Source organism: Streptomyces sp. sk2.1, from assembly GCF_008120935.1.
Taxonomy (GTDB): Bacteria; Actinomycetota; Actinomycetes; order Streptomycetales; family Streptomycetaceae; genus Streptomyces.
Genome location: NZ_RDBO01000076.1, coordinates 1 through 12527 on the forward strand (window position 1 = coordinate 1; position 12527 = coordinate 12527).

General features: G+C 72.3%; 10 protein-coding genes. 6 read left to right on the plus strand and 4 right to left on the minus strand.

Annotated features, from left to right (window positions below; genetic code table 11):
• The 4 genes from EAO76_RS26810 to EAO76_RS26825 all read left to right on the plus strand — a co-directional run.
• On the plus strand, positions 1-1004 hold a 1004-nt coding region (locus EAO76_RS26810; RefSeq protein ID WP_222872209.1), incomplete at its 5' end, for an NAD(P)-dependent oxidoreductase.
• Complete coding sequence (locus EAO76_RS26815) at positions 1001-2560, plus strand: aldehyde dehydrogenase (protein ID WP_148838515.1); 1560 nt, start codon at positions 1001-1003, stop codon at positions 2558-2560. The genes EAO76_RS26810 and EAO76_RS26815, both read left to right, overlap by 4 nt.
• Positions 2561-2568: 8 nt before the next feature.
• Positions 2569-3861 (plus strand): amidohydrolase, encoded by a 1293-nt coding sequence (locus EAO76_RS26820; protein ID WP_222872210.1) that lies wholly within the window; start codon positions 2569-2571, stop codon positions 3859-3861.
• Positions 3858-5315, plus strand: a complete 1458-nt coding sequence (locus tag EAO76_RS26825; protein ID WP_148838516.1) for a DUF3100 domain-containing protein — start codon at positions 3858-3860, stop codon at positions 5313-5315. Before EAO76_RS26820 ends, EAO76_RS26825 begins: the two co-directional genes overlap by 4 nt.
• Before the next feature lie 125 nt (positions 5316-5440).
• Here the strand turns inward: EAO76_RS26825 and EAO76_RS26830 are convergent, their stop codons facing one another.
• The 3 genes from EAO76_RS26830 to EAO76_RS26840 form a co-directional block, all read right to left on the minus strand.
• The gene (locus EAO76_RS26830; protein WP_187438810.1) at positions 5441-6589 is read right to left on the minus strand and encodes a serine hydrolase domain-containing protein; all 1149 of its coding nucleotides are present in this window, start codon (positions 6587-6589) and stop codon (positions 5441-5443) included.
• 370 nt (positions 6590-6959) lie between these two features.
• Entirely contained in the window at positions 6960-8459 is a 1500-nt protein-coding gene (locus EAO76_RS26835; protein ID WP_148838517.1) for a DUF4246 domain-containing protein, read from the minus strand.
• A gap of 77 nt (positions 8460-8536) precedes the next feature.
• Positions 8537-9178, minus strand: a complete 642-nt coding sequence (locus tag EAO76_RS26840) for a DJ-1/PfpI family protein (RefSeq protein ID WP_148838518.1) — start codon at positions 9176-9178, stop codon at positions 8537-8539.
• A gap of 88 nt (positions 9179-9266) precedes the next feature.
• Here EAO76_RS26840 and EAO76_RS26845 point away from each other — a divergent pair, with 88 nt between their 5' ends.
• Positions 9267-10604 carry a PLP-dependent aminotransferase family protein gene (locus EAO76_RS26845; RefSeq protein WP_148838519.1) on the plus strand — a complete coding sequence of 446 codons (1338 nt, stop codon included), beginning with the start codon at positions 9267-9269 and terminating at the stop codon, positions 10602-10604.
• A 111-nt stretch (positions 10605-10715) separates the two neighbouring features.
• Here EAO76_RS26845 and EAO76_RS26850 read toward each other — a convergent pair whose 3' ends face one another.
• Complete coding sequence (locus EAO76_RS26850) at positions 10716-11252, minus strand: CGNR zinc finger domain-containing protein (protein ID WP_148838520.1); 537 nt, start codon at positions 11250-11252, stop codon at positions 10716-10718.
• 103 nt (positions 11253-11355) lie between these two features.
• On the opposite strand from EAO76_RS26850, the gene EAO76_RS26855 reads away from it, so the two are divergent.
• The coding region (locus EAO76_RS26855; protein WP_148838582.1) for an FAD-dependent monooxygenase at positions 11356-12527 on the plus strand (1172 nt) is incomplete at its 3' end.

Below are 12527 nucleotides of genomic sequence, written 5' to 3' on the forward strand. Positions count from 1 at the left end.
CTTCCCAGGGCCCGCCGGGACCACCGAGAACCGCTTCCCCGGACCGCCGGGGCCCCTTCCCCGGCCCCGCCCGTGTCCGTACGCGCACATCCCCTCATGACAGGAGCACTGAACTGATGAGCAAGCACATCGCCGTCGTCGGCCTCGGCTCGATGGGCGGTGCCATGGCCTCCGCCCTGCTGCGGGCGGGGTGGCGGGTACGCGGGTTCGACCCGGCGCCCGCCGCCCGGTCCGCCGCCGCGAAGCAGGGCGTGGAAGTCGTCGAGGACCTCGACCTGCTGGCCGGTACGCCCTACGTGCTCCTGTCGCTGCCCTCGGCCCGCGTGGTCGAGGCGACCGTGCCCGTTCTGCTGGCGCGGCCGGGCACGCTCGCCGTCGTCGACACCACGACGTCGGAACCGGGCACGTCCGCCGAGTGCGCGGCCCTCGCGGCGGACCGGGGCGTGGCCTTCGTGGACGCCCCCGTCTCGGGCGGCCGCGACGGCGCGGCCGACGGCCGGCTCACCGCGTTCGTCGGTGCCGAACCCGACGCGCTCGACGCGGCCCGGCCCGTCCTGGACGCGCTCACCGGCGGCCGGTACCGCCACCTCGGCGCCCCCGGCTCCGGGAACGTGGTCAAGCTCCTCAACAACGTCCTCGCGGCGGTCAACCTGGTCGCGGTCGGCGAGGCCCTCGCCGCGGCGAAGGCGTACGGCGTCGATCCCGCCGCCGCGGCGGCGGGCATCAGCGGCGCGTCCGGCGCCAGCAAGGCGTCCGCGGCCATGTACCCGGACTGGGTGCTCACCGGCGGCTACGACTCCGGCTTCGCCCTGGGACTCATGGCCCGGGACGCCGCACTCGCCGTCGAGACCGCCGGCCGGCGCGGTGCGACCCCGCACCTGCTGGCCGCCGCCAGCCACATCTGGCAGGAGGCCCTGGCCGCGCTCGGCCCCGACGCCGATTTCACCGAGATCGCCCGCACCGTAGCCCCCTCCCTCACCTCCGAAGGAGCCACCGCAGCATGAGCACCACCACCGCCTTCCCGGCGGCCCCGGGCACGTCCGGCGCCGCCACCGCCCGCGCCGTTCTCGACGCGGCCTTCCCGCAGGGCCTCGGCTCGTTCGTCGACGGCCGGGTCGTCACCGGCGGCGGCGAGAGGGTGCACCTCACCGCCGCCGCGACCGGGGAGGGCTTCGCCGACTACGCCGACGCCGGGGCCGAGGGGGCCGACGCCGTGCTGGCCTCCGCCGTCCGCGGGGCCGAGGTCTGGGCCGCGACCGACCCGTTCGAACGGGCCGCGATCCTGCGCGAGGTCTCCCGGACGATCGGCGCGCACACCGAGGAACTCGCCCTACTGGAATCCGCCACCACCGGAAAGCCCGTCCGCGACACCCGCGCCGAGGCCGCCAAGGTCGCCGAGATGTTCGGCTACTACGCGGGGTGGGCGGACAAACTGCTGGGCCACACGATCCCCGTCCCGGGCAACTGGCACACCTACACCGAGCGGGTCCCCTGGGGCGTCGTGGTGGCCGTCACCCCGTGGAACGCGCCCCTGTTCACGGGCGGCTGGAACTCGGCCGCACCGCTCGCGGCCGGCAACGCCGTCGTCGTCAAGCCCAGCGAGTTCACCCCGGCCTCCACCCTGCGACTGGCCCAGCTGGCCCACCGGGCGGGGCTGCCGGACGGGGTGTTCAACGTCGCCACCGGCCTCGGCGCCACCGTCGGCGCCGCCCTCACCGTCGACCCCCGGGTCGGCAAGGTGTCCTTCATAGGCTCGGTCGCCACCGGCCGCCGGGTGGCGGTCGCCGCGGCGGGCGCCGGCATCCCGACCGTCCTCGAACTCGGTGGCAAGAGCGCCAACATCGTCTTCGCCGACGCCGACCTGGACCGGGCGGCCGACGGCGCCGTGTCGGCCGTCTTCTCCGGAGCGGGCCAGTCGTGCGTGGCCGGCTCCAGGCTGCTCGTGGAGCGTTCCGTGCACGCGGAGTTCATCGCGCGCGTGGCCGAGCGGGCGTCCCGGCTGCGGCTGGGCGATCCCCTCGACCCCACCACCGAGGTCGGCCCCATCATCACCCGGCCCCAGTTCGGCACGGTCACCTCGCTGATCGAGGCCGGACTCGCGGGCGGCGCCCGCCGGGTGACCGGCGCACGGCTGCCCGACCGGCTCACCGGCTCGGCACTGGCGGGCGGACACTGGGTGGCGCCCACCCTGCTGGACGGAGTCACGCCCGCCAACCCGCTGGAGACCACCGAGGTCTTCGGGCCGGTGGTCGGCGCCGATGCCTTCGACACCGAGGCGGAGGCCGTCGCCCGCGCCAACGCCACGGACTTCGGCCTGGCCGGGGCGGTCTGGACCCAGGACGTCGCCCGTGCCCACCACGTGGCACGTGCCGTGAAGTCCGGCACCTTCTGGATCAACGCCTACAAGACCATCCACGTCGCGGTGCCCTTCGGCGGCTTCGGGGACTCCGGACACGGTCGCTCCTCCGGCCCCGGAGTGCTGGACGAGTACACGCAGACCAAGGCCGTCTGGACGCCCACCCGGGCCGCCGGCGCCCCGTTCCCCTCACTGAGCTACTAGGAGACACCGTGGCCACGAACAATCCCGCCGACACCGGAGCCGAGACCGGAATCGGCGCCGAGACCGGAGCCGACACCGGAGCCGACACCGGAGCCGACGTCCGCAGCCGGCTCGGGGCCGGCACCTCCAGCGGTGTGTCGGACTGGCAGGACCGCGTGCTCGGACTGGCACGCACCCTGCACGCACAACCCGAGATCGCCTTCCACGAAACCGGGGCCGCCGCGGCGATCACCGAACTGCTCGCCGGGGGCGGGTTCACGGTCGAGCACGGCACGGGCGGCCTGCCGACCGCGTTCACCGCCACCGCGGGCAGCGGCGAACTGACCGTCGCGCTCTGCGTCGAGTACGACGCGCTGCCCGAGATCGGCCACGCCTGCGGCCACAACCTCATCGCGGGCGCCTCGGTGGCCGCCGCCCTGGCCCTGGCCCCGTACGCCGACGAACTCGGCATCACACTGAAGGCGATCGGCACCCCGGCCGAGGAACACGGCGGCGGCAAGACGCTGCTGCTGGAGGCCGGCGCGTTCGACGGGGTGGGCCTGGCCCTGATGGTCCACCCGGTGCAGGACGGGATCGGCCGCAACCCCGCCGGAAGCACCTCGCAGGCGGTCGGCCGGTACCGGGCCGTGTTCCGGGGACGCGCGGCGCACGCCGCGGCCGCACCCCACCAAGGCGTGAACGCCGCCGACGCCGCCACGCTCTCCCAGGTGGCCGTCGGCCTGCTGCGCCAGCAACTGCCCGGCGACCAGCGGGTGGCGCTGTTCGTCTCCGAAGGCGGTGCCGCCACCAACATCATCCCCGAGCGGGCCGCCGTCGACTTCGAGTGCCGGGCGTTCACCCTGCCCGAGTACGGGACGCTGCTGGAACGCGTCCGGCGGTGCTTCGAGGGCGCGGCCCTGGCGACCGGCACCGAGCTGACCGTGGAGGCCACCGAGCCGCTCTACGAACCGCTCGTGCAGGACGAAGTGCTGGCGGGCTTCTGGACGGCGGCCATGGCCTCCGCCGGGCGGGACGTCACCTCCGGCGGCCGGCTCGCCGGCGGCTCGACCGACATGGGCAACATCAGCCAGGTCATCCCCAGCCTGCACCCGTGGCTGAGCATCCCGGGCGCCGACGCCCCCATCCACTCCCACGCCTTCGCGGCCATCGCCGACACGCCCGTGGCGTACGACACGATGTTCGAGGCGGCCCGTGCCCTCGCCCGGACCGTCGTGGACGCGGCGGTCGACACCGAACACCGGCAGCGTTTCGTCGCCGCGGCCCACCGCCGCGACGGAGGCGAGGAGGCGGTGACGACATGAGCACCCCCACCACCGTTGCCGAGGACCGCGTCGCCGGGGCGCGCCCGACCCTGCCGATCGCCGCCCTCGCCCTGGTCATCGCCCTGGTCGTGCAGGCCGTCGGAGAACTCGACATCGACCTGGGCGTCGGTTCCGTCATCGTCTTCCCCATGGTGTGGGGGCTGATATTGGGCCTGCTGGTGTCGGTCCAGAAGGTCCGTCCCCTCGGCATCCGCCTCCAGAAAGTGGCGTCCGCGCTCGTCGGCGTGGCCGTGATGCTCCTCGTCGCCCGGCTCGCCTTCAACATCGGCCCCAGCCTGCCGACGCTCGTCAAGGCCGGGCCCGCGCTGCTGCTCCAGGAGATCGGCCACCTCCTGGGCACGGTGGCGGTGGCCCTGCCGCTCGCCGTCCTGCTGCGCCTGGGCAAGGCCACGGTCGGGGCCACCTTCTCGCTGGACCGCGAGCCGTCCTTCGCGATGGTCTCGGAGAAGTACGGGCCGGACTCCGACCAGTACCGCGGCGTCCTGGCCATGTACGTGTTCGGCACGATGTTCGGAGCGGTGTTCATCACGCTCCTGACCTCGCTGGTGTCGAACTGGAACATCTTCGACCCGCTGGCCCTCGCCATGGGCGCCGGCGTCGGCTCGGGGTCGATGATGGCCGCCTCCTCGGCCAGCATCGTGGCCGCCTACCCGGCGCACGAGGAGGCCATCCTCGGCATGGCGGCGGTGTCGAACCTCATCACCACCATCCTCGGGGTCTACGTGGGCATCTACGTGGCACTGCCGCTGGCGGACCGGTTCTACCGCTTCCTCACCCGCCGCCAGAACACCCGCACACCGGGGACGACGACGACACCCGACACCCCGGCTGTCCCCAGTACTCCGGACGTTCCCGGCACTCCGGACGCTCCCGACGCCCCGGTCGTCCCTGCCACCTCGGCCACCCCGGCAACCTCTGCGGCCCCGGCCGTCCAGAAGGACGACGCCGCCGCCGCGAACCGCGCCTTCCGGGAGGAGGTCGCCGCCGCCTCGGGCGAGATCAGGATCCCGCTCCCGCTCTCGCTCGGCGTCCTGACGGTGCTCGGTCTCGGCACCGCCTCCGTCGCGGCCGGCACGATCGGCTGGGACATCGTCGGCGGCTACGCCGTACTGCTGGGCCTGGTGCTGCTCGGCCTGCTCCTCGCCGAGGTCAGCCGGAAGATCTCCGCGATCGTGTGGATCACCACGGTGGGCGCATACGTGTCCAGCCCGTGGTTCTTCGCCTCCGACGGCCTCAACGACCTGGTCGGCTCGGTGGACTTCCTGTCCATCGCCACGATCATGCTGACCCTCGCGGGACTGTCACTGGGCAAGGACCTGCCGCTGCTGCGCCACATCGGCTGGAAGATCATCCCGGTCGGACTGGTCGCGATCACCGCCTCGTTCCTGCTCTCGGTGGTGATCGCCGAGTTCACCCTCGGCGCCTGGGGCTGACCCCGCCGGACATCCCGTCGGGGACGGCCTCCGCGCCGCCCGCCCCGCGCCGCCCGCCCCGCGCCGAACGGCGCGGGGCGGGCGCGTTTCCCGTGTCCGGCGCCACCCCCGCTGCCGGCCGGCAGTCAGGAGCGGGTCCGGCACAGCTCCCGGTCCACGAGCGCGCTCATGGCCTGCCGGGTGTCCTTGCCGCCGTCACCGGTGGTGTACACCACGGCGGTCCGGGTCCCGTCCCGGGTGACGCCACCCCAGGTGTGATAGCCGAGCAGTTCGCCCGGGTGGCCGAAGTAGCTGCCGCCGCAGGACAGCGGGATCTCGCCCAGACCGAGTCCGTACCTCGCACCCAGCCCGGGCGCGGGCCCGGTGGCCGTCATCTCGTCGAGTTGTGCCGAATCCAGCAGGCGGCCGCCGAGCAGTGCGGCGTGGAACCGGCTCAGGTCGTGCGTGGTGCTGATGATCGAGCCGGAGCCGACGGCCATGCTCGGATCGAGCGTCGTGACGTCGATGTCGGTACCGGTGCCGAACGCGGCGTAGCCCCGGGCGTGCGGGCCCGGGACGAACGGGAAGGGGCCGGGTGCACCGGTGTCCTCCAGGCCCAGCGGGCGGATGATCCGGTCGGTGACCTCCCGCGCCCAACTCCGGCCGGTGACCTCGTGGATGATCATCGCGGCGAGGGTGTAGTTGGTGTTGGAGTACGACCAGCCGGTGCCCGGGGGAAAGACGGGAGGGTGCCGCATCGCCAGTCGCACCAACTCCTCGGGGGTGTGGGTGCGGAACCGCTCGGCCCGGTAGCCGGCCGCGGTGTTCAACGCGGGTACCTCCGGCCCGACATCGGGGATGCCGCTGGTGTGCCGCAGCAGCTGCCGCACGGTGATCCGGCCGCCGTCGTTGCCGTTGCCCCGGACCACTCCCGGCAGCCAGTGCTCGACGGTGTCCTCCAGGGACATCCGCCCCTCGCCGACGAGTTGCAGCACGACCGTGGCGGTGAAGGTCTTGGTGGCGCTGCCGATCCGGAACCTTCCGTTCTGAGGCATCGGCCTTCCGGAGCCCTTCATGGCCGTCCCGGCGTGCGCGCTGTCGCGCGTGTCCGGTGACGTCACCTCGGCGGACACACCGATGGCCCCGGTGCGGTGGATCGCCTCCACCTGTTGTCGGAGCGGATCGGCCGACCGCGGCACCGCCGCCGCCGTCGGACCGGTCGACGCGGCGAGGACGACCGCGGCCAGGCCGCTCAGGGCGAGCAGGCAGCGCCGACGCCTTCCCGATACACGCATGGTGATCGCCTTCCCTGTTCAGGTCGCCTGCGCGTTCGGGGACCTTCAGCCCATGGCCCGTCGCCCCCGCAGCCGACAGTTGGCGACCATCCCACCAGCGGAGAGCGGACCGGCCCATCCGGCCTTCCCCCGACGTGCCGATGGGCTGTCCTCAGGGCGGCGCCGGGGGCTGCCCCCCGTAAGAACACCGAGACTTCTCCGCGGTCCTCGTCGCAGTACTCCGCCTCGCCGCCGTCCTCTTCCGGCCAGTCAGGTGATCCGGAAGAAGGCGGCCCCCACGAGCCCGTGCCGCACCCGGCCCAAGAATTCCGCGTACGGCCCCGATGGCGGTTTTCGGCGGAGTCGGCGGCAGGGGAGTGATGGCGGAGGTTCAGTGCTCACACAGGGAGAACGGTCGCTCGTAGAGCTCGTAGTTGTGCTCGTCGACGAAGAACTTGCGTTCCTGCATGAGCTGTTCGCGGTACTCCATGGCCTGTTCCAGCGTCATGGTCGAGGTGTCCGCCCACGGCTGCTGCGGCGGCACGTCGGAGGTCGAGACGATCCTTTCCGACGGGTCGACCAGGAAGAACGCGAGGATCTTGCGGTATCCCGGCGCGGTGGGGTCCGTGAGGCGGAACGAGCCGACGCGGTGCTGCAGGACGTTCGGGAACGCCAGGCAGCGGCCCGCCGGGGTCGACGCCGATCCCAGCAGCTGGTTCAGCGGGTCCTCGTTCGACAGGCCGTAGACCTCGCTCATACCGGTGTCGTCGCTCTGCTCGTAGTCCGGGTCGTCGAGCGCCGCCCGGAAACTCAGTTGGCTCTCGGTGATGTTCTCGCTGTCCCAGTAGTAGATTCCGGTCGAGACGATCCGTTCGTTCAGCATCCCCTCGACATGCCAGGAACCGCCGGAGTACTCGGGCTTCTCCGGGGTGAGGTGAATGGTGGCGAGCTTGACGATGACCTGGAGGCGACGGCCGCGCAGGTCGACGCGGGCGGAGTCGTCGGGCAGCGCGGGCGGGACGAATTCCGGGGCGTCCGGGACGACCGGGCGGCGGTCGTACCACCAGTTGTCCTCGGCCTTCTCCCAGGCGGCGTAGGCCTCGTCGTCATCGTCGTCGACGGGCTCGACCGGCTTGCCGGGGGCCTCGTCGTACCACGTGTAGGGATTGACGTCGATCCGCAGGGGACGCGGATTGTGCAGATCGGTGAGCACGTTCTCCAGCAGCGGGCGCATGCGCGCGAACAGGTCCGGCAGGACGGAGGCGAGTTCCGCGTGATCCACGGGGTGGACGTTGTTGACGTACGAACGGAAGGCGACGTCGCCGTCCTCACCGATCTCGACATCCGTGGGCAACCACTGGAAGTTTTTCGAGAACTCGTACTGCGTCCTGCTGGCCTCCGTGGTCTCCCAGACCTGCTCGGGCGCTCCGCTCGCCTGCCGCACGAGGCAGAACAGCGAGGGATGGACCAGATCCAGCACCTGGCCGTCGGATCCCGGATGCCAGTCCTTCTCCTCTTCGGGAACCTGCTCCAGGACCCGGACCGCCTCGCGCAGCCGGGCCCTGAGCTCTTCGTCGATCAGTGTGTCCGACTGCCACACCCCGTCGACGGCGGACACCTCGATACCGGTCCGTTCGTCCCGCAGCCCGGCGTAATGCGCCAGTTCGGCGAGCACATAACGAATCTGGGCTTCGGTCAGACCCTGGTCGGTCGCTTCTTTCGTCCACCTGGCAACGATTTCGGAGTCGTTCATCTTGTCGAACCACCCCGACTTCGCCCGGATGTGGGCGCTGCACTGCATCATCTCGATTTCCCGCAGCGTTCGGGGTTTCTTGAACGATATTCCGTAGGAAGCAAGAAAGGGCAGCGGGAAAGCGGACAGGCCGGTCAATTCTCTCGATCCTCCCAGTCGATGTTCAGCGGCCGGAAGGATACTTCAGCGCACTGACACCGCCGCCGCGGTCCCGGTCATGACCGGTGCGGGTGGGATGCGGGGGCGAGCGCCGGTGCGGGCAGGTAGGGAGTGATGTTGCGCCAGGCGCGTTCCACGTACTCCTCCTTCTCGCCGACCGGGGCGACATAGCGCAGTGCGCCGTCGGCTGCCTCCTTGCCCACGAGGCGGGCGATGATCCAGCCGGCGAGGTAGTGCGAGGCCAGGCAGCCACCGGCGGTGGCGACGTTGCCCCTGGCGTGGAAGGGCTGGTCGAGCACCTCGACGCCGGCGGCGACGACCCAGGGCTTGGTGATCAGGTCGGTGCAGGCGGGGACGCCGTCGAGCAGGCCGAGCCGGGCCGACACGAGCGCGCCGGAGCACTGCGCCGCGATGAGTTGGCGCGAGGGGTCCAGGCCCCGCAGGACGTTCATGATCGCCGGGTCCTCGACGACCTCGCGGGTGGCGATGCCACTGCCGACGATCACGGCGTCGGCGGCGCACGCCTCCTCAAGAGTGGACATCTGCTCGATGACCACCCCGTTCATCGACGTCACCCTGGGGCTGGGGGTGGCGATGGTGACGCGCCAGTCGTCGGTCCTGACGCGGTTGAGCACACCGAGCGCGATCAGGGAGTCGAGTTCGTTGTAGCCCTCGAAGGTGAGGATGGCGATGTGCACGGCGGCTGTCCTTCCGGGTGGGTGGGCCCCGACGGTAGGAAGCCACGAACAGGACAGTCAAAGAATTGTCATGGATACAATCCGGCGCATGGCAGCCCCGCGGTACAAAGCACTGGTCGACGCGTTCGCCGCCGACATCCGGACCGGGCGGCTCGCCGCGGGCGTACGGCTGCCGACGCACCGCGCGCTCGCCGCCCGTGAGGGCATCGCCGTGGTGACCGCGACCCGGGTGTACGCCGAGCTGGAGGCGATGGGCCTGGTGAGCCGGGAACAGGGCCGCGGCACGTTCGTGCGCGACATCGCGGTTCCCGCCGGCCACGGCATCGACCAGCAGGCCGTCGCCACCGACGCGGTCGACCTCAACTTCAACTGCCCGTCGCTGCCCGGACAGGCCGATCTCCTCCGGCGGGCCCTGCGCGAGGTGGCCACCTCCGGAGATCTCGAATCGCTGCTGCGCTACCAGCCCCATCGGGGGCGCCCCCAGGACCGGGCCTCGGTCGCGCGGCACCTGGTGCGCCGGGGAATCACCGCCGACGCGGACCGGATCCTCATCACCAACGGTGCGCAGCACGGCCTGGCCGTCACCGTCATGGCCGCGCTCGACGCCGGCGACGTCGTCGCGGTCGACGCGCTCACCTACCCGGGTTTCAAAGTGCTCGCGCACGCCCTCCGGCTCGATCCGGAGCCCATCCCCACGACCGCGGACGGGCCGGATCTCGACGCCCTCGAAAGGCTGTGCGCGACCCGCCCCGTGCGCGCGATCTACACCATGCCCACCTTGCACAACCCCCTGGGCTGGGTCATGCCGGCGGCCGACCGGATCCGCCTGATCGAGATCGCCCGCCGGTACGGCCCGCTCCTCATCGAAGACGCCTCCTACGCCTACCTGGTCGAGAACCCGCCACCGCCTCTGGCCGCGACCGCGCCGGACATCACCGTCCACGTCTCGGGACTGTCCAAGAGCGTCGCCACCGGCCTGCGGGTCGGCTTCGTCGTCGCCCCGCCGTCGATGGTGCCGTCGCTCGAACGCGCGATCCGGGCGACCACCTGGAACACCCCGGCCCTCACCACCGCGATCGCCTGCCGCTGGCTCGACGACGGCACGGTGGACCGCCTGGAGGCGCGGAAACGGGACGACGCCGAGGCACGCCAGGCAATCGCCGGACAGGAGCTGGCGGGGCTCCCGCTCATCGGACACCCCTCGTCCTACTTCACCTGGCTGCCGCTGCCCGACGACGCGCGCGCCGACCGTCTGACCGCCACCCTCGCCCGTCGGCACATCTCGGTGGCCACGGCCGAGCCGTTCACCACCTCGGCCCGCACACCGCAGGCGATCCGCCTCGCCCTGGGCTCGACCGACCTGGACAGCCTCCGGTCGACGCTGCGCACGGTGCGACGAGCCGCCGTCGAGGACGCCTTCGCCTGAACTCCCCCCGACCGGACGATCCCTGCCCGCGCCGGCGTCCGCCGGGAAGGACCGGCGGCCGTCGATCGCCGCAGCCGTCCTCACCGCCCAGGAGCGGCGACGCCGGAAAGCTCACCGGTCCCGGTTGCGGTGGGCGGCGACCCGGACCCGGGTTCCGCAGCGGGTCGAACAGTAGCGCTGCGGCGCGCGGCGTCCCGTGTCGATGAAGTAGCGGTCGCATCCGGGCGCGGCGCAGCGGCCCCACGCGCAGTAGCCGCGCTCGCTGAGCCAGAGCGCCAGGGCGAGCGCGGCGGTGGACAGCAGCCACGGGGCCGGCTGCGCGTCCCGGGGTGCCTGGGTGTGGAGCGACCAGCGGCGCTCCGGCAGGCGGGCCAGCCGGGGCCGGGCGGGGTACTGGTCGAGCAGGGCGTTGATCGCCTCGGCGGCGCTGTCCTCGTCCTTCGTGTCCAGGATGCCGGCGACGACCGCGACGGCCTCCCGCATCTCTTCCGCGGTGGTCCCGGTCAGCCGCAGGGGCGGGCCGCCGTGCGCTTCCACCACGGCTTCGAGCCCGGCCGGCGTGGCCCCGCTCCCGTCCTGCACCGCGTTGACCAGATCGGCCAGGAAGTACAGGCCGCGTGGGTTGTCGTCGGCGAACCGCTGGTCCATGGGCTTCTCCCGCTTCGGTGGGGCGGCATCACCCCACCATGGTAACGTCTAAAACGAACTTAGTCGTTACGCGGTCGTCCGTGCAGGCAGAAAGAGGCCCTCCATGACCGAATCGCATACGTCCGTGGTGGTCGTCGGGGGCGGGCCCGTCGGCCTGGCCCTGTCCTGTCTGCTGTCGGGCCACGGCGTGGACCACGTGCTGATCGAGGCCCATCCCGCCACCTCGCGCCATCCGAAGGCCCGGGGCGTCTCGGCCCGGTCCATGGAGATCTTCCGGCGCATCGGACTGGAGGAAGCGGTCCGCGCCGCGGGGCTGCCGCCCGAGCAGGTCCACTTCTACCGGGGCCGTGACCTGGTCGACCCCGATCACGTCCGCACCGGCCTCGCCCGGGAACCCGACGAGGGCCCCGAGCACACGCCGTCGCCGGGCCTCATCTGCTCCCAGGACGTCCTGGAGCCCCTGTTGCTGCGGCGCGCCGAGGAACTGGCCGGCTCCCGGGTCCGGTTCGGCACCCGGCTGGTCTCCTTCACCGATGACGGCTCCGGCGTGCGGGCCGTCGTCGAGGAACGGGCCACCGGCCGCCGGGACCATCTGCGGGCGGACTGGCTCGTCGGCTGCGACGGTGCCGCGAGCACCGTGCGGGCCGGGGCCGGCATCGCGATGGAGGGGCCGACCGGTCTGGGGCGGTACCTGAGCATCCGCTTCGAGGCACCCCTGGGCCGGGTGGTGGCCGACCGCGCCAGCGCCTCGTACTTCCTCACCGTCCCGGGGCGGGGCGGGTTCATGGCCGTCGACAACGACCGCCACTGGATCTACCAGTACCCCCTCGGCGCGGACGCGGCGGCGGACCCGACGGACCACCGGCTCCTGGCCGGGCTCGTCCGTACGGCCGCGGGCATCCCCGACCTGGACGTGACCATCCGCGACACGATGACCTGGCGCATGGACGCCCGGCTCGCCGACGCCTACCGCCGCTCACGCGTCCTGCTGGCGGGCGACGCCGCCCATGTCATCCCGCCGACCGGCGGGCACGGCATGAACACCGGCATCGGCGACGCCGACAACCTCGCCTGGAAACTCGCCGCCGTCATCGCCGGGTACGCCGACGAGGCCCTGCTGGACACCTACGGGGACGAGCGGCGCCCCCTCGCGCGCCAGGTCATCGACATCTCCATGGCCAACGCGACGAACCGGGCCGGGTACCGCATCGACGACGAACTCCTCCTGACCGCCGCCTACCGCTCCGCCGCCGTCATCCCCGACCCCGCCGATGC

Bases quoted from the DNA above. Each gene is read 5' to 3' on its own strand.
- EAO76_RS26815 (WP_148838515.1), top strand. From the start codon at position 1,001: ATGAGCACCACCACCGCCTTCCCGGCGGCCCCGGGCACGTCCGGCGCC.
- EAO76_RS26825 (WP_148838516.1), top strand. From the start codon at position 3,858: ATGAGCACCCCCACCACCGTTGCCGAGGACCGCGTCGCCGGGGCGCGC.
- EAO76_RS26830 (WP_187438810.1), bottom strand. From the start codon at position 6,589: ATGCGTGTATCGGGAAGGCGTCGGCGCTGCCTGCTCGCCCTGAGCGGC.
- EAO76_RS26845 (WP_148838519.1), top strand. From the start codon at position 9,267: ATGGCAGCCCCGCGGTACAAAGCACTGGTCGACGCGTTCGCCGCCGAC.
- EAO76_RS26850 (WP_148838520.1), bottom strand. From the start codon at position 11,252: ATGGACCAGCGGTTCGCCGACGACAACCCACGCGGCCTGTACTTCCTG.